Raw genomic sequence first — 23,152 nt, forward strand, 5'->3', positions numbered from 1 at the left:
ATAAAAGCTCATAAGCGTTAATAAATTAGTTAAATTTTACTATGTTTATAAAAGAAAGAGAAGCGATTGGCTTTTAAGTAAAAAGTTAAACAAGCGCGAAGTAAATTCGCACCTACGGGTTGGTTTATATATTGACGTAGAATAAATTTTTATCGGTGTGTTTATAGGGTATTTGTAGGTGAGGTTTTACACCTCGTTTTGAGGTGTTGTAGTTAGGTGCTTAAGTTAGGTATGTGAGTGATATAGATAATGTAAGTGGCATGAGTAACAAGCGCGAAGTAAATTCGCACCTACGGGTTGGTTTATTTATTGGCGTGAAATAAATTTCATCGGTGTGTATTTTGGGTTATTTGTAGGTGAGGTTTCATACCTCGCTTTAGGGTGTTTGAGTTAGATGCGTTATATGGAAAACGTGAATGGTATAATTGACAAGCGCGAAGTAAATTCGCACCTACAAGTTAATTTATACGTTGGCGTGGAATGATTTTTAGTTGGTGGTGGTTTTGGATTATTTGTAGGTGAGGTTTTATACCTCGCTTTGAGGTGTTGTAGTTAGGTGCTTAAGTTAGATATGTGAGTGATATAGATAATGTAAGTGGCATGAATAACAAGCGCGAAGTAAATTCGCACCTACAGGTTGGTTTATTTATTGGCGTGAAATAAATTTCATCGGTGTGTGTTTATGGGGGATTTGTAGGTGAGGTTTTATACCTCGCTTTTTGGTTGCATGAGTTAAATGTATGAGCGATGTGGGCAACGTGATCGGTATTAATAACAAGCGCGAAGTAAATTCGCACCTACAGGTTGGGCTTATATAGGCTTAGAGTATTTTTATCTATGTGCGGGCTTGAGTTGTTTGTAGGTGAGGTTTTACACCTCGCTTTTTGGTTGCTTAAGTTAGATGTATGAGCGATGTGGGCAACGTGATTGATATTAATAACAAGCGCGAAGTAAATTCGCACCTACAGGTTGGGCTTATATAAGTTTGGAATATTTTTGCCTATGTGCGGGTTTGAGTTGTTGTAGGTGAGGTTTTATACCTCGCTTTTAAAGTGCTTAAATTAGATGTATGAGCGATGTGGGCAACATGGCCGGTATTAATAACAAGCGCGAAGTAAATTCGCACCTACAGGTTGGGCTTATATAAACTTGGAGTATTTTTACTTACGTATGGTTTTGAGTTGTTTGTAGGTGAGGTTTTATACCTCGCTCATTACTATCATTATTTTTTTAAATCCTTTAGCATCGCGTTATACATTTTTTGTACTTATATTATAAAAAACATTATAAAAGCATTATGAAAATAGATTTAAATGGCGTGGTACGCAATGTAGTAAAGCGTGGATGTAATCATTTTGATGAACGCCCTACTAACGTAGATATTTCATTATTGGTTATACATAATATTTCTCTACCGGCGGGGCAGTTTGGTACGTCGTTTGTTGATGATTTATTTATGGGCAATATTAACTGCAGTGCACATTCAAGCTTTACTAGTTTAGAGGGAGTTAGGGTGTCGGCGCATTGCTTTATTAAACGCACCGGTGAGCTTATTCAATATGTACCTTTTAATAAGCGTGCTTGGCATGCAGGGTTATCTGAGTTTAATGGCGAGCCCGCTTGTAATAACTTTAGTATTGGTATTGAACTTGAGGGTACCGACACTACACCTTATACTTTAGCGCAATACAAAACGTTAACTCGTATTAGCGGGTCAATAATGCTGCGCTATCCTAAAATTACCGCTTCGCGTATTGTTGGGCATTGCGATATAGCACCAGGGCGAAAAACCGATCCTGGTAATAGCTTTAATTGGCAATTGTTTTTTAATATGCTTGAGCAATCAAGTTAAGAGAGTAACTACAATGATTTTGGTTTCTATAATAATTGCATTAATACTTGAGCGTTTAGGTGCTCGCTCAAACTATTGGCAAATAAGTTATTACGCAAATGGTTACTTAAAACGCTCTACTAAATTACTTGCCGATAAAGGCTTGTTTTGTTCGGTTCCTGGGTTTTTAATTTGGTTAATATTACCTGTTATTGCTATGGCGTTTATTTATTGCTTATCTGATTTTGTATTATGGCAGCTAGGTATTAATGTAGCGGTGTTATTAGTATGCTTTGGTTGTGCTAAACAACGTGCTTTATATAAGTCGTACTTAAATGCATTAACACGCGATGACGGAACTGCGGCATCGTTATATGCTTTACAAATTGGGCAAAAGCATATGCAAGGCGAAGATAACGGCGAAACCTTTGGGCAAACATTAGCGTGGGTTAATTTTAGATTTTACTGCGCGGTTATATTTTGGTTTGTGGTACTAGGCGCTCCTGGTGCTGTGTTGTATGCATTAGTGCGTACGTTTGCTGATTTAGTTAGAGAAGATCACAAAGTTGTATTTGCAAAACGCTTTAAGCTAATACATAAACTGTTATTTTGGCTTGATTGGTTACCTGCACGTATTACAAGCTTTGGATATTTAGTTATTGGCAACTTTAATAAAGGCACAAGTTGTTGGCTGCATTATGTACTTGATTTTACCAGCCCAAATAGAAAAGTTGTTACTTGCACTGCTTTAGCTGCTGAACAAGTAGAGAAACGTTATTATGGTTGTACTTACGAAGCCACATGCATGATTAAGTTGGTAAAGCGCAACGTGCTATTTTATTTAGTACTTATTGCATTGCTTACTTTATTTGGCGCGGTGTCATAACTATTTTAATAATACTTAAACTGGAGTGCCTTTATTATAAAAAGGTACTTCAGTAATTGTATTTAAACTTAATTATTTTTTGTTAGATTTTAAATGCATAAAATAGAGCTAAAACTCTAAATACCTCTGGTCAGACCAATTGTAAACATCTTTGTTTTCACTCTCTTTTTTATACCTAATTGTGTATTGTTTAATCTTCGTTCAAAATGCGTTACGCTGCTCTGATCATACAAATATACTGTAAATTGACAGCTATTAGGGTTTTTGATACCTTATTGTAAAATTTTGGTATGACCAATTTACCTTTTGGGTAAGTCATCCAACTCAAAGCCACGTTTTACGGGCTCTTGGTATTTATACAACGCGGACGTTGATTCATGTCTTTAAAGATTAAAGCAGCAAAATTATCTGATGTTATTTTACAGCAACTTGAGAATATGATTCTTGAAGGCTCGTTAGCACCAGGTGAAAAGTTGCCACCAGAGCGTGAACTAGCAAAGCAATTTGAAGTGTCTCGCCCGTCACTGCGTGAGGCAATTCAAAAGTTAGAAGCAAAAGGTTTAGTTACGCGTCGCCAAGGTGGCGGCACGTTTGTAAAAAATCAGCTCGAAGAAGGGCTTACTGATCCACTTTTTGATTTGATTAGTAAACACCCTGAGTCGCAGTTTGATTTACTTGAATTTCGTCATGCATTAGAAGGGATTGCTGCTTACTACGCAGCACTGCGCGGGACCAGCAACGATTTTAGCAAAGTGAAAGAAAGCTTTGATAAAATTGCCCTAGTTAATGATGATTTACAGCAAAAAGCAAAAGCAATTAATGCATTTCACTTTAGCGTGGCAGAAGCCTCGCATAATGTGGTGTTACTGCATTTAGTAAGAGGCATGAAAGCGCTACTTGAGCAAAATGTATTGCAAAATTTAACTGTTCTATTAAAAAAGTCAGATATTAGCAGTCAGTTAGCCCAGCACCGGCGTTTATTAATGGATGCCGTTATTGACGGTAATCCAGAACAAGCCCGTTTAGCAAGTAATGCGCATTTAGCGTTTATAGAAGAAGCATTACTTGAAGCGGGAAAAGAACATTCGCGAATTGAACGTAGTTTAAGACGCACCAAACAAAATTAAGCTAGTACATTGCTACTTTGAACACACAAAATTAAGTAACAGTGATATTAAATTAAACATTCGTATTTTAAACATAAGGAAACCTCCATATGTCTGAAGTCAATAAAATTGACGTAGACGCGCTAGAAACACAAGAGTGGTTACAAGCTCTTGAATCAGTTGTGCGCGAAGAAGGTGTTGAACGAGCTCAGTTTTTACTTGAGCAAGTGTTAGAGCAAGCCCGTTTAGACGGCGTTGATATGCCAACGGGTATTACCACGAACTACGTTAATACTATTCCTGTAGATCAAGAACCGGCTTACCCAGGTGATGTAAACCTTGAGCGCCGTATTCGTTCGATCATACGTTGGAACGCGATTATGATCGTTCTACGTGCATCGAAAAAAGATCTCGACTTAGGCGGTCATATGGCGTCTTACCAATCATCTGCTGCATTTTATGAAGTGTGTTTTAACCACTTTTTTAAAGCACCAAATGATGTAGACGGTGGTGACTTAGTTTATTACCAAGGTCATATTTCTCCTGGTATTTATGCACGTGCATTTGTTGAAGGTCGTTTATCGGCTGCACAACTAGATAACTTCCGCCAAGAAGTTGATGGCGAAGGTTTACCATCGTACCCACACCCTAAGTTAATGCCTGAATTTTGGCAGTTCCCTACGGTATCAATGGGCTTAGGTCCTATTTCGTCTATTTACCAAGCGCGCTTCTTAAAATACTTAGATGGTCGTGGCTTAAAAGATACTAAAAACCAACGTGTATACGCGTTTTTAGGTGATGGTGAAATGGATGAGCCAGAATCACGTGGTGCTATTTCTTTTGCTGCACGTGAAAAACTAGATAACCTTTGTTACTTAGTTAACTGTAACTTACAGCGTTTAGATGGCCCAGTTATGGGTAACGGTAAAATTATTCAAGAGCTAGAAGGCTTGTTTAAAGGCGCTGGCTGGAACGTAATTAAACTGGTTTGGGGCAGCGGCTGGGATATTCTTCTAGCTAAAGACACAACGGGTAAATTACTACAGTTAATGAACGAAACTGTGGATGGCGATTACCAAACATATAAAGCCAAAGATGGCGCGTACGTACGTGAAAACTTCTTTGGTCGTTACCCTGAAACAGCAGCACTTGTTGCTGATATGACAGATGACGAAATTTTCGCGCTTAAGCGTGGTGGTCATGAGTCATCAAAATTATTTGCTGCATTTAAAAAAGCAGAAGACACTAAAGGTCGTCCAACTGTAATTCTTGCTAAAACTGTAAAAGGTTACGGCATGGGTGAAGCAGCTGAAGGTAAAAACATTGCGCACCAAGTGAAAAAAATGGACATGTCGCATGTTGCACATTTACGTTCACGCCTTGGTCTTGACGATTTAGTATCTGAAGAGCAACTTGCAGAACTACCTTATTTAGAGCTTGAAGAAGGTTCACCTGAGTATAAATACCTACATGCTCGTCGTGATGAACTTAAAGGTTATACACCTAAGCGTATTCCACGTTTTAGTGAAAAACTTACGTTGCCAGAGGTAGACGCGTTTAAGCCGCTACTTGAAGAGCAAAAACGTGATATTTCTACGACTATGGGTTTTGTTCGTGCACTTAATATCTTATTAAAAGATAAAGGCATTGGTAAAAACATCGTACCAATTATTGCCGATGAAGCGCGTACATTTGGTATGGAAGGTTTATTCCGTCAAATCGGTATTTATAACCCGCATGGTCAAAACTATACACCACAGGATCGTGATATTGTTTCTTACTATAAAGAAACTGTATCAGGGCAAGTGCTTCAAGAAGGTATTAATGAGTTAGGTGCAATGTCGTCATGGGTTGCTGCTGCAACTTCATACAGCACTAACGATTTACCAATGATCCCATTCTACATTTACTACTCTATGTTTGGTTTCCAACGCGTTGGCGACATGGCATGGATGGCGGGCGATCAACAAGCACGTGGTTTCTTATTAGGTGCTACTGCGGGTCGTACAACGCTAAATGGTGAAGGCTTGCAACACGAAGATGGTCACAGTCATATTCTTGCTAATACGGTTCCTAACTGTATTTCATATGACCCAACTTACGCGTTTGAAGTAGCTGTTATTGTACAAGACGGTATTCGTCGTATGTACGGTGATGACCAAGAAAATATTTACTACTACCTAACGCTTATGAACGAAAACTACCATCAACCAGCTATGCCAGAAGGCGCTGAAGAAGGTATTCGTAAGGGTATTTACAAGCTTGAAAGTTACGAAGGTAAAAAAGCCAACGTACAGCTATTAAGCTCAGGTACTATTATGACTGAAGTACGTAAAGCCGCTACGATTCTAAGCGAAGAGTATGGCATTGCGTCTGACGTGTTCTCTGTTACGTCTTTCAACGAATTAACGCGTGAAGGTCAAGATGTTGAACGTTTCAATATGCTTAACCCTGAAGGCGAGCAAAAAACAGCATTCATCACAAGCGTATTAAACGACTCTGTGACTGTTGCAGCAACGGATTACATGAAAAACTACGCAGAACAAGCGCGTTCATTTATTCCAAGCAGCAACTACAAAGTGTTAGGTACAGATGGTTACGGTCGTTCTGATAGCCGTGAAAACCTACGTCGTCACTTTGAAGTTAACGCGGGCTACGTTGTTGTTGCTACGTTATCTGAACTTGCTAAACGCGGTGAAGTTGAGAAGTCAGTAGTTGTTGAAGCACTTAAAAAGTTCAACATCGACACTAACAAACTTAACCCACTGTACGCATAAGAGGTTTGCAATGAGTATTGAAATTAAAGTACCAGATATTGGTGACGACGAAGTAGAAGTAACCGAAATATTAGTAAGCGTTGGCGACAAAGTAGATGTGGACCAATCATTACTTAATGTTGAAGGCGACAAAGCATCAATGGAAATACCTGCTTCACAAGCGGGTACAGTGAAAGAGATTAAAGTAAACGTTGGCGACACCGTTACAACTGGCTCTTTAGTATTTTTGTTTGAAGGCGAGAGTGAAAGCACTGGTGAAGAAAAAGCATCAGCCGCTGCTCCAGCTAAATCTGAAGAGGCAGCACCTGCTGCTTCTACAGGTTCTTCAACTAAAGAAGTAACCGTACCAGATATTGGCGATGATGAAGTTGAAGTAACTGAAATCATGGTTGCTGTTGGCGACACCGTTTCAGAAGAGCAATCTATCTTAAACGTTGAAGGCGACAAGGCAGCAATGGAAGTACCTGCTCCATTTGCCGGTATAGTTAAAGAAATTAAAGTCGCCGCTGGCGATACAGTTAAAACAGGCTCATTAGTATTTGTTTTTGAAGTAGCAGGAAGTGAATCTGCAGCACCGGCTAAAGAGTCGGCTCCTGTAGAAGCGCCAGCAGCTAGCTCAACAGCAAACGCAGCACCTAGTACTAAAGAAGTTAATGTACCTGATATTGGTGGCGATGAAGTTGAAGTAACTGAAATTATGGTTGCAGTTGGCGATACGGTTGAAGAAGATCAATCAATCTTAAACGTTGAAGGCGACAAAGCTGCAATGGAAGTACCAGCTCCATTTGCAGGTACAGTTAAAGAAATTAAAGTAGCCGCTGGCGATAAAGTATCGACTGGTTCATTAATTTTTGTATTTGAAGTTGCAGGCAGCGCGCCAGTAGCAGCATCTGCACCCGCTGAAAAATCGGCACCTGCAGCAGCGGCTAAAACTGAGTCGGTACCGGCTCAAGCAGCACCTGCAAAAGCAAGTAATGAAAGCTTCACAGAAAATAGCGCGTATGCTCATGCATCACCTGTTGTTCGCCGTTTAGCGCGTGAGTTTGGTATTAACCTAGCTAACGTTAAAGGCACTGGTCGCAAAGCCCGTATAGTTAAAGAAGACGTGCAAAACTACGTTAAAAACTTAGTTAAGCAAGTTGAGTCTGGTCAATTATCAGCAGGTAGTAGCGCGGGTGGTAGCGAGCTTGGTCTTATTCCATGGCCTAAAGTTGATTTTGCTAAGTTTGGCGAAATTGAAGAGCAAAAGCTGTCTCGTATTCAAAAGCTATCAGGCAAAAACTTACACCGTAACTGGGTGCAAATCCCACATGTTACACAGTTTGACGAAGCTGATATCACAAGCCTTGAAGTATTCCGTAAAGAGCAAAATGTGCTTAGCGAGAAGAAAAAGCTGGGTGTTAAAATTACACCACTTGTGTTTGTAATGAAAGCAGCTGCAAAAGCGCTTGCTGAATTTCCAAAATTCAACTCATCGCTTTCTGAAGACGGCGAAAGCTTAATCCTTAAAAAGTACATTAACATTGGTGTTGCAGTTGATACGCCAAACGGTTTAGTTGTACCGGTGTTTAAAGATGTTGATAAAAAAGGCATTATTGAACTATCACGCGAATTAATGGAAGTATCTGTTAAAGCACGTGACGGTAAGCTTACATCGTCTGATATGCAAGGTGGTTGTTTTACTATTTCTAGCCTTGGCGGTATTGGCGGTACGGCATTTACGCCGATTGTTAATGCACCAGAAGTGGCTATTTTAGGTGTGTCTAAGTCTGAAATGAAACCTAAATGGAATGGCAAAGAGTTTGAACCAAAACTAATGGTTCCGCTGTCTATGTCATACGACCATAGGGTTATTGACGGAGCACTTGCTGCACGCTTTACTGTGACTCTTGCAAGTTACATGAGCGATATTCGCCAATTGGTGATGTAATCGTTAGATAATAAATAGAATCAAATCCCAGCCAGTTGTTTTTAGCTGGGATTTTTACCATTTGCAATGATACAATCTTTGTACGAATTGCATCACTTTGTGCGCTGCTCACTCTTTCTGCCTTGCAGAAACATGGCAGTTAAATTTTAGGGCAGTGTCCCGTTCAAACAATTAAGGTAAAAGCATGAGCAACGAATTAAAAACTCAAGTTGTTGTACTAGGCGGTGGTCCTGGTGGTTATTCTGCGGCTTTCCGTGCTGCTGACTTGGGCTTAGAAGTTACATTAGTAGAATCTCGTGAAACATTAGGCGGCGTATGTCTTAATGTTGGTTGTATTCCTTCTAAAGCACTTTTACACGTAGCTAAAGTGATTGATGACGCAGCTGAAATGTCATCTCACGGTGTTACTTTTGGCGCACCAAAAATAGATTTAGACCAAGTTCGTTCTTGGAAAGATTCTGTAGTTGGCCAGTTAACTGGCGGGCTAGACGGTATGGCTAAAATGCGTAAAGTTAAAGTTGTATCTGGTTACGGTAAATTTACTGGCAGCAATACTTTAGTAGTTGAAGGCGCAGATGGCGCAACAACTATCACGTTTGATAACGCGATTATTGCAGCAGGTTCTAAACCAGTTAACTTACCTTTCATCCCACAAGATGACCGTGTAATTGATTCTACTGGCGCATTAGAGCTTAAAGACGTACCAGAAAAACTACTTGTACTTGGTGGTGGTATTATCGGTCTTGAAATGGGTACGGTTTACCGTGCGCTAGGTTCTGCAATTGACGTTGTAGAATTTGCTGACCAATTAGTTCCAGCAGCTGATAAAGACATTATCAAAATTTACCAAAAATACGTAAGCAAAAAATTCAACGTAATGCTTTCAACTAAAGTTGTTGGCGTTGAAGCTAAAAAAGACGGCTTATACGTAACGTTTGAAGGTAAAAACGCACCAGCAGAACCAGTTCGCTACGACAAAGTACTTGTTGCAGTTGGTCGTACTCCGAACGGTAACTTACTTGATGCTGAAAAAGCGGGCGTAAATGTTGATGAGCGTGGCTTTATTAATGTTGATAAGCAATTACGTACTAACGTAAGCCATATTTTTGCAATTGGTGATTTAGTTGGTCAACCTATGCTTGCGCATAAAGCGGTTCATGAAGGTCATGTTGCTGCAGAAGTTATTTCTGGTCAGAAGCATTTCTTCGACCCTAAATGTATTCCTTCGATTGCGTATACTGACCCAGAAATCGCTTGGGTAGGTGTTACTGAGAAAGAAGCAAAAGAGCAAGGCTTAAAAATTGAAACTGCGGTATTCCCATGGGCAGCTTCTGGTCGTGCTATTGCATCATCTCGTACTGAGGGTTCTACTAAACTTATCTTTGATAAAGAAAGTGGCCGTATAATCGGTGGTGCTATGATTGGTATTAACGCGGGCGAAATGCTTGGCGAAATCGGTTTAGGTATTGAAATGGGCGCTGATGGCGAAGACTTAGCGCTTACTATTCATGCTCACCCAACACTTAACGAATCTATTGGTCTTGCAGCTGAAATTTTTGAAGGGTCGATCACTGACTTACCAAACAAAAAAGCAAAAAAGAAGTAATTTAGCTTTTTAGCGTTTGTTTGAAAAACCCAACTTAGGTTGGGTTTTTTTATGCCTATTTTTAGCTTAGCTTAGCTGTGTGAGTTAGTCGTCATAGTGTTAATAGATGAATAATTTTTAAAACAAACTATTCTCAAATTCAAACTAGATAAATATAAGATTAAATAGCGATAAGTCGTTACAATGCGCGCTTAATTAATTGAAGGTAAATACAGTGAAAAACTCAGTTTTAGCATTACGCGCTCAACAAATAAGTGAATCACGTCGTGAGTTTAATGCTCGAGGCGCAAAAATGGATCGCTGTGAGCAATGCCTAATAGCTAAGCATTACTGTATTTGTGAAGGTGTTGAGCATGCAGATTGTAAAGCAGCGGTATGCTTACTGATGTATCACAATGAAAGTTTTAAACCTTCTAATACAGGGCGCTTAATTGCTGAAATAGTACCCGATAACCATGCATTTAGATGGGATAGAACAGATCCTAACCCAGCTCTTTTAGCTTTGATTAGCGATTCACAATATCAGCCATTGGTTGTGTTTCCGGCTGAAGATATAGAAGAGGGTAGAGCAATTACAGAAGTGAATATTGAAGAAGGTAAAAAACCTTTATTTATCTTTTTGGATGGTACTTGGCGTGAAGCCAAAAAAATGATTCGTAAAAGTCCTTATTTAGATAACTTGCCTGTACTTTCTGTTACTGCTGATAAGTTATCAGATTACCGTTTACGTGTTGCCCCTCATGCGCATCAATTAGGTACTGCAGAAGTTGCTATTATGGTATTGGCTCTTGCGGGCGAAATGGATGCATCTTCAAAATTAGAGCAGCATTTTATTAAGTTTCGTGATGCCTATTTATTAGGTAAGCGAAATAAGGGTCGACCACTGTCTGTTTAGTTTGACGCTATGTATTTACAGGCTATTGACCTAGGTGAAATTTAGCTTTTCGTTGAATTGCTTTAAACCCCAGCTCAGAAGTAAGCTGTGCTACGGTTTCGTATATGCTACTTAAATTTGTATGAACTTCAGTAGACGAATCAAACCCATCTAGTTTCATTTGATTAGTGCTCGCGGTTATTTTAAAAAAATAATCGCAAATATTAAGCTTGCCTACAAAACGAGTGTTTTTTATAGCATTAGCGACTTTATTAAGTTGGTAACCAAAGGGGTCGACTCTTGCGTAGCTGCCATATTTTTTTGTTCTTATGTCACTTTCTAAGTTAATTATTACGTTAATAATATTTTTAAACTCATTTAAAGACATATTCAAAAAATCATAGTATTGAGTGTTCAATAATGTTTGATATGGGTTTTTCTTTACTAAGTAATCGTCAAAAGATCCAACTGATTGTAGTTGCTCTAGCGAATTTATTTTAGAAATATCAGCTGAATTGCTGTAGTTGAATTTTAAGCACATACCTGTGAGTTATTAACGAAGCTATGCTTACATATCGGCAGAGTGCTTAAGTAGTTTAGCTATTTTTTATAACTTTATTTTTACGGCATGTGTAGAGTGTTGTGCGTTGTGTTTTAAATGAAGAAAAGCGCGCTCTATTTCTAGAACGCGCTTGCGGAATCTTCTAATTTTCTGCATCCTGCAATTGAACTTAATCAACTCCAATTTTTACTAATCCATGTTTATTACTATATTACTTTTTAGTTCTATGTAATGTAGACCAATCCGGGCCTGTATCCTTTATTCCTAAACATCCTGTAGGGTAAATACTATTACCAAATCCTTATATTGCACTTCCAAGTGCATCCATTTTTAACAAATCCATTGTGTTACCTCTAAAGGCCTGTCCGTGTATTCCTTCAACATCCTGTTAAACAACTTAACCCGTGTTGTTATCCTTTTCGCGTCTTCCTAACGCTATCCTTTGTGCAACATTCCATTGCGATACTCATCCAGAGCCTGTCCTAAAATCCGTTCTGTCCTTAGTAACCTAATCATTGGTTGTTCGAGTAAGTAATCCATTTCCATTTACTCGATAAGCATCATTGCTTGCTTGATGTGGTAATTATAAAGAGCTTAGGCAACTAAAGTAGGACATAAACTGCATTTAATTTGTATTTACTCAATAGCAAAAATAAATAAAACCTTTAAATATAATGGCTTACTGGTTTTATGCTGGTTTTTTGTATAGCTTTTTACTCATTAGCTGCCATATCCGTGAGAGATCTCTTACACGGCATTTCCTTTTTGGACGCTTTTATCTGTTTACAATTATTTAAAGTGTGCACTTTATTGCTGATCACGATAGAATTATTTGATAATAGTTATTATTTAGGTGAAGTAATGAAAAAAACACTCGCTACCGTATTAGGGTTAGTTGTATCGGTACCTGCCTTTGCAAATGATGTCGTTAATATTTACTCTTTTCGTCAACCGTATTTAATACAGCCAATTTTAGACGATTTTACAAAACAAACAGGTATTAAAACCAATGTTGTTTTTGCTAATAAAGGACTAATTGAGCGTGTTAAACGCGAAGGAAAACACAGTAAAGCCGATTTGGTTTTAACCTCTAATTTTAGTGCGCTTATTCAGTTAGAAGACCTAAATTTAACGCAAACTATAAAGAGTGATAGCGTAAATGAAAATGTTCCTGCTGCTTTTCGTGATGGGGATGGGCAGTGGATTGCGCTAACAAAACGTGTACGAAATGTTTATTCATCAAAAGAACGTGTAGGAAAATTACCAGAGCTTACCTATGAAGATTTAGCTGATCCTAAATACAAAGGGCAAATTTGCACTCGCTCAGGTAAGCATCCGTATAACTTAGGGCTTGTTGCATCAATGATTGCCCATCACGGTGAAGCTGAGACTAAAACGTGGCTTGAAGGTGTTAAAAGTAACTTAGCGCGTAAACCTCAAGGTAATGACCGTGCTCAGGTAAAGGCTGTTAAAGAGGGATTATGTAACTTAGCGTTAGGTAATAGTTATTACCTTGGCAAAATGTTGCAAGATGACGAACAAAAATCATGGGCTGAAGCGGTAAATATTAATTTTCCTAATCAAACAAATCGTGGTTCGCATATAAATGTTTCTGGCGCTGTTATTACAAAGTATGCAAAAAACGCCGAAAATGCCTTGAAACTCATAGAGTATATGACCGACAATAAAGCACAAAACATGTATGCCTCGCTTAATATGGAGTATCCGGTTAAGGCTGGTGTTGAATTATCAAGTTTGGTTACGTCTTGGGGAAGCTTTAAGGAAGACAGCTTACCACTGGATGAGATCAGTAAATATCGTCCGTTGGCACTTAAGCTGATTGATGAGGTGAAGTTCGATCTTTAATGACTTATAAATTTAAGCTGTCTAAATGGCAGCTCTTTGCGTGGTCGACAGGTTTATTATTGTCGGCTCCGTTGTTTTTTCTTCTTTTTGAATCTTTACAAGGCGACTCAGAGGTGTTTACTCACCTTTGGAATACTGTGCTTTGGGATTATATAACAAATACTGTACTGCTTATTTTAGGCGTGGGTTTACTCAGTTGTGCAATTGCATTGCCGCTTGGTTGGCTTACTGCGTATTGTAGCTTCCCAGGTAAAAAACAGTTTGAATGGGCACTTATGCTGCCCCTTGCTATGCCCACCTATATTATTGCCTATGTATATACCGATTTACTCGATTACGCGGGACCCATACAAATAGCACTTAGAGACTGGTTTGGCTGGCAGTCTCCTAACGATTACTGGTTTTTTGATATACGCACATTACCGGGGGCGATGGTGATGATTGCCTTAGTGCTTTATCCTTATTTGTATTTGATTTTTAAAACCGCATTACGAGAACAATCCTTTAAGTTAGTACAAGCAAGCCAATTGATGGGGCTTACACCTAGACAAAGTTTTTTTAGAGTGAGCTTAGTGCTCTCTCGTGGGGCAATTGTAGCGGCTTTAGCGCTAATTAGTATGGAAACGATGGCTGACTTTGCAACGGTAAGCTACTTTGCAGTGAGTACATTAACTACGGCTGTATACGACACGTGGTTTGGGTATTATTCACTAACAGCTGCCGCAAAAATATCAGGCGTTATGCTGCTACTATTATTTTTAGCATTAATGGCAGAGCGTTTTAGTCGTCGCGAGCAAGCGGTATTTGAGCGCCAATCAAGCGTTAATAGTGAATCCCTTTATATATTAAAAGGTAAGTCGGCTTGGCTAGCAACTGCTTTTTGTAGTGTTATTTTGTTTCTTGCTTTTGTGTTGCCCGTGGCAATTCTTTTAGGTTATGCAATTACTTATTTTGACAAAGCATGGAATGTTGAATTTTTTAGCTATGCTTGGCAAAGCTTAAAAGTAGCTGGCATTGTTAGCTTAGTCACAATTTTTTTAAGTATATTGGTTGTGTTTTATCAGCGGGTATCTAAAAGTACTTATCCACTTATACCTGGGCGCTTAGCAAGCACCGGTTATGCGCTTCCTGGTACGGTGCTTGCCATTGCAGTATTACTACCGTTCACATTATTAGAGAACTCTATTAACGTTGCACTAGAGCCTTATAATCTTGATATAGGTTTGTTACTTACGGGCAGTATTATCACTATTATTATTGCTTACGTTGTGCGTTTTTATGCGATTGCACATGGTGCAATCGAATCGAGTTTTTTACGTATTAGCCCATCACTTGATATGGCAAGCCAGTCAATGGGTAAAAGCCAAGGGCAAACGCTTCGCTTAGTGCATTTACCTTTATTACGCCGAGGGTTGCTTACAGCAGCATTGCTTGTATTTATTGAGTGTATGAAAGAGCTACCAGCAGCATTATTACTCAGGCCCTTTGGGTTTGAGAGTTTAGCTACGCATGTATTTCAATATGTAAGTGATGAGCAGTTAGAGCTTGCTTCTGTATCAGCCTTGTTTATCGTTGTTGTTGGGTTTATTCCTTTGTATTTTATTAATCGTTCTATGGAGCAACGTAGCTAAATGAGTAGTTTAATTTTGCAAGGCGTAAGCTATCACTATAATGGCACGCAGGTGCTTCATGGTTTAGATTTAACGGTTGGTAAAGATGAAATTGTGTGTTTACTCGGAGCCAGTGGCTGCGGAAAAACCACGACACTTAAAGCAATCGCTGGTTTAATTGAAGCTAAGCAGGGCAGTGTATTTATAGATGCAAAGCTGGTGAGCGATGGACAAACATTTGTATCGCCAGAGCACCGTAATATAGGAATGATGTTTCAAGATTATGCATTATTTCCTCATTTAACTGTTGCTAATAATATTGCATTTGGGCTAAGTAAAATGAATAAAGCTCAAAAACAGCAACGCGTTGATGAAATGCTTAAACTCGTGCACTTAATTGGTTGTGCCGATAGGTTCCCGCATCAACTTTCTGGTGGTCAACAACAACGTGTTGCGATTGCTCGCGCACTTGCTTACAAACCAAGTTTACTATTACTCGATGAACCTTTTTCAAATGTAGATACGCAAGTACGCTTTGAATTAATTGCTGATATTCGTCGAATTATTAAAACCCAACAAGTATCGGCTGTGTTTGTTACGCATTCAAAAGAGGAGGCATTTGCTTTTTCAGATACGCTTGCCATTATGCATCGGGGTAAAATTGCGCAACAAGGGTCGCCAGAGCAGCTTTTTACATCACCAAGTTCAAAGGAGGTTGCAGAGTTTCTGGGTCAGGGCATATACTTAAGCGCAAATGCATTAACAGCAACTGAATATAAAACGCCATTTGGTGTAGTCGAGTCTGATGTTTTACATAAGCACAAGGCAAGAGTTGGGCAAATATATGTTCGCCCTCATCAAATAGAGCTAATTAGCGACAACACAAGTGATAAACAAAGCGAGCGGGCAGAAATATTAAACAGTCGTTTTATTGGCTCTGCTTATGTTTACACTGTTGTGATTGCAGAACAAGAAATTGAAGTTGCTGCACAATATGGCCAGTCATTTGAGCAAAATGAACAGGTTATAATAAAAATAAAACCTCATACGGTGAATTTCTTCGAATTATAATTAACTTTAATTCGCCGTGTTTATTTGTTTATAAGCTAAGGAATAACAATGGCGCAAGCGCAATCAGGGATTTGTGCTGAAGCAAACTTACACGGTTTGCATTTATTTTTTAATGTATTTGATGGTCAAGATGAGTCTCTGCGCGCAAAACTAAAGCAAGTGAATGCGATTGAAGAAGAATTTAGCGATCAGTTTTCTGAATCAATGTTGTCTTGTATGGTTGCTATTGGTGCGCAGTATTGGCCGCATATTTTACCTGAATATATCCCGAGTGAATTACAAAGCTTTCCAAATATAAATCACAGCGATCACTCTATGAGTGTTCAGCCATGCGATTTATTTGTACAAATACGTTCTGATCGAGAAGACGTTAATCATTTATTTGCGTTGCAAATTTTAAAGCTATTTGCACCTGATGTAGAGTTGGTGGAGCAGATTCGTAACTTTCGTTTTTTGGATGGTCGAGACTTTAACGGTTTTATTTATGGTGGAGATACTGCGCTTGGAAGAAAAAAGCGTGCTACGGCATTAATAAATAAACCAGAGAGTTTTGAAGATCAAGGCAGCTATATCCATGTGCAGCGTTATAAACATGATTTAAGCGTATGGCAGCATTTGTCGTTGAGTGAACAAGAACAAATAATGGGTCGAACACGCCTTGATAATACACTGATTACACCAGCTTTAGAGACCTCTCATGCTGTACGTAACGAGTTAAAAGATGAAAACGGACAACCACTACTATTAAATCAAAGTATGCCTTACGGTGATGTTTACGAGCAGGGAATGTTATCTATAACATGCGCCTCTACAGGCACTGCATTTGAAAAGGTATTAAAAAGCCGTCTTGGGGAAGGAGAGTGCTACGACCATTGGCTTGATTTTACTCAAGCCGATATGGGCTCTGCTTTTTTTGCACCCTCAGTAGGATTTTTAAAGCAGCTTTAAGCTTTTACTTAATTTATTAAACGTTATCAAATAAAAGTCGTACACGCTCCAGTGTTACGTCTATTTCAGATATTTTTGCAGGAGCGATAAATATTGTATCGTCGCCTGCAATTGTACCTAATACACCATCTGCTTTGCCTAATGAATCAAGTAAACGTGCTATTAATTGTGCAGCGCCAGGGCTAGTACGAATAATGATCATCATTTCGTTATGCATAATATCAATAACTAATTGGCGTAACGGGCTCTTTGCTGTTGGTACACCCATTTCGGCAGGTAAACAGTAAACCATTTCTTGTTTTGCATTACGAGTACGTACAGCACCAAATTTACTTAGCATGCGCGATACTTTACTTTGGCTTATATTGTCAAAGCCTTGCTCTTTTAACGCGTCAACTATTTCGCCTTGAGAGCCAAAGTTTTCTTCTTTTAAAAGTGATTTAAATGCTTTTACCAGTGCTTCTTGTTTATCTTGTGGTTGCATAGCCTACATTCATTTTTTGTTATTTATGCTGTAAATTCTACACAATAATGAATAATTATGCAGTAGTTGTTTACTTAACTTGCCAGTTTGAGGTTATTAAATTAATAAGTTTACGACTATGGTCGAAAATATACTTAAAATAAGCAGGATAAATTTGTTTTTAGCTCTTAATTTCTTTATCTTATGTGCCACAAGTATTTCCTACCTCAAATTACGGAGAATTCCAATGAAAGTTACTGTATTAGGTGCTGCGGGCGGTATCGGTCAAGCGTTGTCTTTATTATTAAAAACAGGTTTACCAGCTGGTTCTGAATTATCACTTTATGATGTTGCACCAGTGGTTCCAGGTGTTGCGGTTGACCTTTCTCACATCCCAACAGATGTAAAAGTAGCTGGTTTTGGCGCTGATGAGTTAAATAAAGCGCTTGAAGGTTCTGATATCGTTCTTATCCCAGCGGGTATGCCACGTAAACCAGGTATGGATCGTGCTGATTTATTTAATGTAAATGCTGGCATCATCAAAACTTTAGCAGAAGGCATTGTTGCTAGCTGTCCTAAAGCGTTAGTGGGTATTATTACTAACCCAGTAAACGGCACTGTTCCAATTGTTGCTGAAGTATTTAAAAAAGCAGGTACTTACGACGCTAAACGCGTATTCGGTATTACTACTCTTGATGTGATTCGTTCAGAAGCATTTGTTGCTGAACTTAAAGGCGTTGACGTAGCGACTGTAAAAGTTCCTGTAATCGGTGGTCACTCTGGTACAACTATTCTTCCTTTACTTTCTCAAGTTGAAGGCGTTAGCTTTACTGATGAAGAAGTTGCTGCACTTACTCCACGTATCCAAAATGCGGGTACTGAAGTTGTAAATGCTAAAGCTGGTGGCGGTTCTGCTACATTATCAATGGGTGCTGCTGCTGCACGTTTTTGTATGTCTTTAGTTAAAGGCCTACAAGGTGAAGACGTTGTAGATTACGCTTACGTTGCTGTTGAAAATGGCGATGCAGAATACTTTGCACATCCAGTACGTTTAGGTAAAAACGGCGTAGAAGAAATTCTTTCTTACGGCGAGCTAAGCGCATTTGAAACTAAAGCAAAAAATGACATGCTTGAAACATTGAAAAAAGACATCAAAGAAGGTGTTGATTTCATGGCGTAATAGCCTAAATCAAGTATTAAAAAAGCCTGCATTTGCAGGCTTTTTTATTGTTCGGAGTTTATGCACATAATATAAAGTGTTAAAGCTAGTGGTCGCGATCAACCGCTATGCGAGCAAGGCTTATTAATGCCTGCTTATAATCAGACTCAGCTAAAAAGTCTAAACATGCAATTGCTTTATCTGCTTCAACTTCAGCTTTTTTCATTGTAAATTCAAGTGCATTAGTCTGTTTAAGCGCAGATAAAATATCATCTAAGTGATCCATGCCATTACTATGCTCAATAGCATCACGTATAAGCTGCGTTTGCTGCTCGTTACCATGTTGCATTGCATAAATAAGTGGAAGCGTTGGTTTGCCCTCAGCTAAATCATCACCAATGTTTTTACCTAACTGGTCGGCATCTGCATTGTAATCAAGTACATCATCGACCAATTGAAACGCAGTACCTAAATGCATACCGTATGCATTTAATGCGTTAAGAGTTGCTTGGTCTTGCTCTGTTATAATGGCAGCAAGCCCCGTTGCAGCTTCAAATAATTTAGCTGTTTTTGAGTAAATAACCTGCATATAACTTGCTTCAGTTGTATCAGGGTCATTACAATTCATAAGTTGCAGCACTTCACCTTCAGCAATAATGTTAGTTGCATCGGCTAGTACCTGCATAACTTGCATTTTACCAAGACCAACCATTAGCTGAAATGAGCGAGTGTAAATAAAGTCACCAACTAACACACTTGCCGCGTTACCAAATTCAGCATTTGCTGTGGGGGTGCCTCGTCGCAAATTTGATTCATCTACAACATCGTCGTGTAGTAACGTTGCTGTATGAATAAATTCGACAATAGTTGCGAGCGTTATGTGATCTTTACCCTGATAGCCAAGCGCTTTAGCCGCTAGAATAGCCAGCATTGGGCGTACACGTTTACCACCACTGTTTACAATATATAAGCCTAGTTGGTTAACTAAGGCCACATCTGAGCGCATTTGCGCATGTATAAGTTGATTGACGTCATTCATATCGCTTTTGATTAACGCCTGGATAGCTTGTATATCCATTGATCTCCGAGCCAATTTTTATGTGTGAACGGCGCAGATTGTACAACAAAAAAAGGGCTAGCTCGATATTTTGTGACGATTCGTTGAAAAAACACCTTTAAAGTTCTTAATAGAGGCTTAATTAGCAAAGATACTTGATTAATAGATAATCAAAACCCAGTCGTTATTGAGTTTAATAATTGTACCGCAGCGCTCATATTTAAAAGCATTAATTTATTTCAGTTAACAGCTAAAAAGCCCTTGGCAAAAAGGCTAATTAATATAAAATAGGGGAAATAATGAATTGTCCTCAATGTAGCTACTTTTTATTCTTTTTAATTACAAAACAGGGTTGCTTGTTTTTTAGCATTAGCGTAGACTTCGCGCCCTATCGAAGAATATTTTAGTTGTGCCGATTTGAGGGCACACAGACGGAGTTAATTATGTACGCGGTTTTCCAAAGTGGTGGTAAACAGCATCGTGTGACTGAAGGTCAAACGATTCGTCTTGAAAAATTAGACGTTGAAACTGGTGCGGCAGTTGAATTTGATTCAGTGCTTTTAGTTGCTGATGGTGAGAAGATTGAGATCGGTGTACCGTTCGTAAACGGTGGCAAGATAACAGCTGAGGTTGTTTCACACGGTCGCGGTGAAAAAATTAAAATTGTTAAATTTAGACGCCGTAAAAACTCTCGTAATCAAATGGGCCATCGTCAATGGTTCACTGAAGTTAAAATCACTGGCATTAGCGCTTAATTAGAGGTACTTAGAAATGGCACATAAAAAAGCAGCTGGTAGTACTCGTAACGGTCGCGATTCAGAAAGCAAACGCCTAGGTGTTAAGCGTTTTGGTGGCGAATCAGTTCTAGCGGGTAGCATCATTGTACGTCAGCGTGGAACTCGTTTTCACCCGGGCACAAACGTAGGTATCGGTAAAGACCACACTATCTTCGCAAAAGCAGATGGTAAAGTTCAATTTGAACAGAAAGGTCCTTTAAACCGTAAATACGTAACTATCGTAACTGAGTAATCAGTAAGGTAGTTAAAAAACCCCGCCTTTGCGGGGTTTTTTGTTTTCAGTTCTTTTGCAATATATACCTAAGTATTTTTTCGTTGTGTGCTCTAAAGGCTACTTCGGTATATAATAGTTAAATTAACAAGCCAATCCCTAAAGTGAGTAATCATGAAGTTTGTAGATGAAGTAGAAATTCGCGCAGAAGCTGGTGACGGTGGCAGCGGCATCGTGTCTTTCCGTCGTGAAAAATATGTTCCAGATGGTGGACCTGATGGCGGTGACGGTGGAGACGGTGGTAGTGTTTATCTACAAGCTGATGAAAACTTAAATACCCTTATCGATTATCAATTTGAACGCTTTCACAGAGCTGAACGTGGTACAAATGGTCGTAGTCGTAACTGTACTGGCAGAAAGGCTGATGACTTATTTGTTATGGTACCGGTTGGTACACGTATCATGGATGTTGAAACACAAGAAGGGCTTGGCGATTTAACTCAACATGGTCAAAGAATTTTAGTTGCAAAGGGTGGTTTCCACGGCTTAGGGAATGCGCGTTTTAAATCAAGCACTAACCGAGCACCTCGTCAAAAAACGTTGGGTACACCAGGTGAAGTACGTAACCTTAAGCTTGAGCTACTTTTATTAGCTGATGTAGGCTTGCTAGGCTTGCCAAATGCGGGTAAATCTACATTTATACGTAGCGTATCTGCAGCTAGACCTAAAGTTGCAGACTACCCGTTTACTACGCTTATACCTAACCTAGGTGTAGTGCGTCCTGAAGCTAATAAATCATTCGTTATTGCCGATATTCCAGGCTTAATCGAAGGAGCTTCTGACGGTGCTGGCTTAGGAATACAATTCTTAAAGCATCTAGAGCGCTGTCGTGTGTTATTACACATAATCGATCTAATGCCAGCTGATGGTTCAAACCCTATTGATAATGCGTTTGCTATTATTAATGAGTTACATCAGTACAGCCCTAAATTAGCTGAGAAGCCGCGTTGGTTGGTATTTAATAAAATAGATTTATTACCGGAAGACGAAGCAAAAGCTCTATGTGAAAAAATTGCAGAAGAGCTAGGCGAAACTGAAAATATTTATAGCATCTCAGCTATTAATAAACTTAATACTCAGCCTTTAATTCACAACATTATGACGCTGCTAGATAGCATGCCGAAAGAGAAGTTTGCTGAAATTGAAGACGAAGAAGTTGAGTTTAAGTGGGACTCTTATCATAAAAAAGCCACTAAAGGCGACGATGATGATTGGGACGACTGGGATGAAAGTGATTACGACGTAGAAGTAGTCTACGAGCGTTAATTATAATTGATTATATAAAAGGAGCTTATGCTCCTTTTTCTTTGTTTGGTAATAAAGTATTAGGTATTTAGTGTGATAATTTCAATGATCGCCGCTATGGCAAATAACCGTGTAATTGGTCTAGATAATAAAATGCCTTGGCATTTACCTGCCGATCTTCAGCATTTTAAAAAAGTGACTACGGGTAAACCTGTAATCATGGGGCGTAAGACATTTGAGTCTATTGGTCGTCCTTTACCAGGTCGACGTAATATTATTATTACTCGAAATAGCGAATATCAAGCTGTAGGTATTGAGGCTGTAATAACGCCGGAGGCTGCATTAGAGCTGGTTTGTGATGTTGAAGAAGTTATGATAATTGGTGGTGGAAATATCTATCAGCAATTTTTAGAACGCACAGATCGTTTATATTTAACCTTTATTGATTTAGACGTTAAAGGTGACACTCAGTTTCCAGATTATCAAAAAGTAGCTAATTGGGAAGTGAAAAGTGAAGAAAGTAAACAGCCTGATGATAAAAATAAACATAGTTATAAATTCGTAACTTTATATAAAAACCGATAACATTATTGCGAAAACCTTAGTAGATTGGTACAATATTAACCAATCAATATAAGAATAAAGTACCAGGAAGGGTTTTCAATGTTTAAATTACCAAAGCTAGTTGTTATTGCTGCTATAACAGCCGGTTCATTTGTTTATACAGCACCTGCAAATGCAGATGATCAATTAGCTGTATCTATTTGTGAGTATATTGCAGCGGACGACAAAAACCGTTTACGCAGTAAACTTAAAAGTTCTCGTGTAAAAATTCGTAATATATACGATGCGGTCGAATGTAATGGTAATAACTTATTACGCCATGCTGTTGCAAGTAGCGCAGTAGATACAGGTGAGTACATTGTTAAAAACTTATCTAAAAGCTCATTAGCAGATGGCGCAGACATAGCCTGGGCTGAGAGTAGCTATGCTAGCTCACCTCTTATTGCAGTAATTAAAGAACGCGCTGGTTTATAAGCCTTACTTTAATTATTGAAAAGCCGCATTTATTGCGGCTTTTTTGTGTTCAATA

At 38.9% G+C, this 23,152-nt stretch carries 20 protein-coding genes; 17 read left to right on the forward strand and 3 right to left on the reverse strand.

Annotated elements, in window-relative coordinates; translation table 11 throughout:
- The first annotated feature begins 1,297 nt into the window (after nt 1-1,297).
- The 7 genes from ampD to GQR56_RS00670 all read left to right on the forward strand — a co-directional run bounded on the left by ampD (nt 1,298) and on the right by GQR56_RS00670 (nt 11,031).
- Complete coding sequence (gene ampD, locus GQR56_RS00640) at nt 1,298-1,852, forward strand: 1,6-anhydro-N-acetylmuramyl-L-alanine amidase AmpD (protein WP_166108824.1); 555 nt, start codon at nt 1,298-1,300, stop codon at nt 1,850-1,852.
- 13 nt (nt 1,853-1,865) lie between these two features.
- Nucleotides 1,866-2,717 carry a beta-lactamase regulator AmpE gene (gene ampE, locus GQR56_RS00645; protein ID WP_166108825.1) on the forward strand — a complete coding sequence of 284 codons (852 nt, stop codon included), beginning with the start codon at nt 1,866-1,868 and terminating at the stop codon, nt 2,715-2,717.
- A gap of 377 nt (nt 2,718-3,094) precedes the next feature.
- Nucleotides 3,095-3,844 (forward strand): pyruvate dehydrogenase complex transcriptional repressor PdhR, encoded by a 750-nt coding sequence (pdhR, locus tag GQR56_RS00650; protein WP_007586129.1) that lies wholly within the window; start codon nt 3,095-3,097, stop codon nt 3,842-3,844.
- 89 nt (nt 3,845-3,933) lie between these two features.
- Entirely contained in the window at nt 3,934-6,600 is a 2,667-nt protein-coding gene (aceE, locus tag GQR56_RS00655; protein WP_010553346.1) for a pyruvate dehydrogenase (acetyl-transferring), homodimeric type, read from the forward strand.
- A gap of 10 nt (nt 6,601-6,610) precedes the next feature.
- Nucleotides 6,611-8,530 carry a pyruvate dehydrogenase complex dihydrolipoyllysine-residue acetyltransferase gene (gene aceF, locus GQR56_RS00660; RefSeq protein WP_166108826.1) on the forward strand — a complete coding sequence of 640 codons (1,920 nt, stop codon included), beginning with the start codon at nt 6,611-6,613 and terminating at the stop codon, nt 8,528-8,530.
- A gap of 184 nt (nt 8,531-8,714) precedes the next feature.
- Entirely contained in the window at nt 8,715-10,136 is a 1,422-nt protein-coding gene (gene lpdA / locus GQR56_RS00665; protein WP_166108827.1) for a dihydrolipoyl dehydrogenase, read from the forward strand.
- 214 nt (nt 10,137-10,350) lie between these two features.
- Entirely contained in the window at nt 10,351-11,031 is a 681-nt protein-coding gene (locus GQR56_RS00670) for a tRNA-uridine aminocarboxypropyltransferase (RefSeq protein ID WP_166108828.1), read from the forward strand.
- Nucleotides 11,032-11,053: 22 nt separating this feature from the next.
- On the opposite strand, the gene GQR56_RS00675 is transcribed toward GQR56_RS00670, so the two are convergent.
- Nucleotides 11,054-11,551 (reverse strand): hypothetical protein, encoded by a 498-nt coding sequence (locus GQR56_RS00675; protein ID WP_024611657.1) that lies wholly within the window; start codon nt 11,549-11,551, stop codon nt 11,054-11,056.
- Nucleotides 11,552-12,433: 882 nt separating this feature from the next.
- On the opposite strand from GQR56_RS00675, the gene GQR56_RS00680 reads away from it, so the two are divergent.
- Genes GQR56_RS00680 through GQR56_RS00695 form a run of 4 tightly spaced genes read left to right on the forward strand, consistent with a single transcriptional unit; the run spans nt 12,434 to nt 17,067 of the window.
- Nucleotides 12,434-13,438 (forward strand): Fe(3+) ABC transporter substrate-binding protein, encoded by a 1,005-nt coding sequence (locus tag GQR56_RS00680; RefSeq protein ID WP_166108829.1) that lies wholly within the window; start codon nt 12,434-12,436, stop codon nt 13,436-13,438.
- The gene (locus tag GQR56_RS00685) at nt 13,438-15,069 is read left to right on the forward strand and encodes an iron ABC transporter permease (RefSeq protein WP_166108830.1); all 1,632 of its coding nucleotides are present in this window, start codon (nt 13,438-13,440) and stop codon (nt 15,067-15,069) included. Before GQR56_RS00680 ends, GQR56_RS00685 begins: the two co-directional genes overlap by 1 nt.
- Nucleotides 15,070-16,119: an ABC transporter ATP-binding protein gene (locus tag GQR56_RS00690; protein ID WP_024611655.1), complete on the forward strand. Its 1,050-nt coding sequence runs from the start codon at nt 15,070-15,072 to the stop codon at nt 16,117-16,119.
- Between the two features lie 48 nt (nt 16,120-16,167).
- On the forward strand, nt 16,168-17,067 hold the full coding sequence (locus GQR56_RS00695) for a Dyp-type peroxidase (protein ID WP_166108831.1): 900 nt from the start codon (nt 16,168-16,170) through the stop codon (nt 17,065-17,067).
- Nucleotides 17,068-17,083: 16 nt separating this feature from the next.
- On the opposite strand, the gene argR is transcribed toward GQR56_RS00695, so the two are convergent.
- On the reverse strand, nt 17,084-17,551 hold the full coding sequence (gene argR, locus GQR56_RS00700) for a transcriptional regulator ArgR (RefSeq protein WP_024611653.1): 468 nt from the start codon (nt 17,549-17,551) through the stop codon (nt 17,084-17,086).
- A 226-nt stretch (nt 17,552-17,777) separates the two neighbouring features.
- Between argR and mdh the strand changes: the two genes are divergently transcribed.
- Complete coding sequence (mdh, locus tag GQR56_RS00705; RefSeq protein WP_024611652.1) at nt 17,778-18,710, forward strand: malate dehydrogenase; 933 nt, start codon at nt 17,778-17,780, stop codon at nt 18,708-18,710.
- An 85-nt stretch (nt 18,711-18,795) separates the two neighbouring features.
- On the opposite strand, the gene ispB is transcribed toward mdh, so the two are convergent.
- Nucleotides 18,796-19,767: an octaprenyl diphosphate synthase gene (ispB, locus tag GQR56_RS00710; protein ID WP_166108832.1), complete on the reverse strand. Its 972-nt coding sequence runs from the start codon at nt 19,765-19,767 to the stop codon at nt 18,796-18,798.
- 422 nt (nt 19,768-20,189) lie between these two features.
- On the opposite strand from ispB, the gene rplU reads away from it, so the two are divergent.
- The 5 genes from rplU (at nt 20,190) to GQR56_RS00735 (ending at nt 23,097) form a co-directional block, all read left to right on the forward strand.
- Entirely contained in the window at nt 20,190-20,501 is a 312-nt protein-coding gene (gene rplU / locus GQR56_RS00715; RefSeq protein ID WP_024611650.1) for a 50S ribosomal protein L21, read from the forward strand.
- Between the two features lie 16 nt (nt 20,502-20,517).
- Nucleotides 20,518-20,775: a 50S ribosomal protein L27 gene (rpmA, locus tag GQR56_RS00720; RefSeq protein WP_002957747.1), complete on the forward strand. Its 258-nt coding sequence runs from the start codon at nt 20,518-20,520 to the stop codon at nt 20,773-20,775.
- A gap of 153 nt (nt 20,776-20,928) precedes the next feature.
- On the forward strand, nt 20,929-22,080 hold the full coding sequence (gene cgtA / locus GQR56_RS00725) for an Obg family GTPase CgtA (RefSeq protein WP_024611649.1): 1,152 nt from the start codon (nt 20,929-20,931) through the stop codon (nt 22,078-22,080).
- 72 nt (nt 22,081-22,152) lie between these two features.
- Nucleotides 22,153-22,644, forward strand: coding sequence for a type 3 dihydrofolate reductase (folA, locus tag GQR56_RS00730; RefSeq protein ID WP_166108833.1), 492 nt, complete (start codon nt 22,153-22,155; stop codon nt 22,642-22,644).
- A gap of 78 nt (nt 22,645-22,722) precedes the next feature.
- Nucleotides 22,723-23,097 carry a DUF3718 domain-containing protein gene (locus GQR56_RS00735; protein ID WP_024611647.1) on the forward strand — a complete coding sequence of 125 codons (375 nt, stop codon included), beginning with the start codon at nt 22,723-22,725 and terminating at the stop codon, nt 23,095-23,097.
- Nucleotides 23,098-23,152: the final 55 nt, after the last annotated feature.

This window comes from Pseudoalteromonas sp. Z9A5, from assembly GCF_011378875.1.
GTDB lineage: Bacteria > Pseudomonadota > Gammaproteobacteria > Enterobacterales > Alteromonadaceae > Pseudoalteromonas.

Excerpts from the sequence above, each read along its gene's own strand:
- ampD (WP_166108824.1), top strand. The coding sequence starts at position 1,298 with ATGAAAATAGATTTAAATGGCGTGGTACGCAATGTAGTAAAGCGTGGA.
- ampE (WP_166108825.1), top strand. The coding sequence starts at position 1,866 with ATGATTTTGGTTTCTATAATAATTGCATTAATACTTGAGCGTTTAGGT.
- pdhR (WP_007586129.1), top strand. The coding sequence starts at position 3,095 with ATGTCTTTAAAGATTAAAGCAGCAAAATTATCTGATGTTATTTTACAG.
- aceE (WP_010553346.1), top strand. The coding sequence starts at position 3,934 with ATGTCTGAAGTCAATAAAATTGACGTAGACGCGCTAGAAACACAAGAG.
- aceF (WP_166108826.1), top strand. The coding sequence starts at position 6,611 with ATGAGTATTGAAATTAAAGTACCAGATATTGGTGACGACGAAGTAGAA.
- lpdA (WP_166108827.1), top strand. The coding sequence starts at position 8,715 with ATGAGCAACGAATTAAAAACTCAAGTTGTTGTACTAGGCGGTGGTCCT.
- GQR56_RS00675 (WP_024611657.1), bottom strand. The coding sequence starts at position 11,551 with ATGTGCTTAAAATTCAACTACAGCAATTCAGCTGATATTTCTAAAATA.
- GQR56_RS00680 (WP_166108829.1), top strand. The coding sequence starts at position 12,434 with ATGAAAAAAACACTCGCTACCGTATTAGGGTTAGTTGTATCGGTACCT.
- GQR56_RS00685 (WP_166108830.1), top strand. The coding sequence starts at position 13,438 with ATGACTTATAAATTTAAGCTGTCTAAATGGCAGCTCTTTGCGTGGTCG.
- GQR56_RS00690 (WP_024611655.1), top strand. The coding sequence starts at position 15,070 with ATGAGTAGTTTAATTTTGCAAGGCGTAAGCTATCACTATAATGGCACG.
- GQR56_RS00695 (WP_166108831.1), top strand. The coding sequence starts at position 16,168 with ATGGCGCAAGCGCAATCAGGGATTTGTGCTGAAGCAAACTTACACGGT.
- argR (WP_024611653.1), bottom strand. The coding sequence starts at position 17,551 with ATGCAACCACAAGATAAACAAGAAGCACTGGTAAAAGCATTTAAATCA.
- mdh (WP_024611652.1), top strand. The coding sequence starts at position 17,778 with ATGAAAGTTACTGTATTAGGTGCTGCGGGCGGTATCGGTCAAGCGTTG.
- ispB (WP_166108832.1), bottom strand. The coding sequence starts at position 19,767 with ATGGATATACAAGCTATCCAGGCGTTAATCAAAAGCGATATGAATGAC.
- rplU (WP_024611650.1), top strand. The coding sequence starts at position 20,190 with ATGTACGCGGTTTTCCAAAGTGGTGGTAAACAGCATCGTGTGACTGAA.
- rpmA (WP_002957747.1), top strand. The coding sequence starts at position 20,518 with ATGGCACATAAAAAAGCAGCTGGTAGTACTCGTAACGGTCGCGATTCA.
- cgtA (WP_024611649.1), top strand. The coding sequence starts at position 20,929 with ATGAAGTTTGTAGATGAAGTAGAAATTCGCGCAGAAGCTGGTGACGGT.
- GQR56_RS00735 (WP_024611647.1), top strand. The coding sequence starts at position 22,723 with ATGTTTAAATTACCAAAGCTAGTTGTTATTGCTGCTATAACAGCCGGT.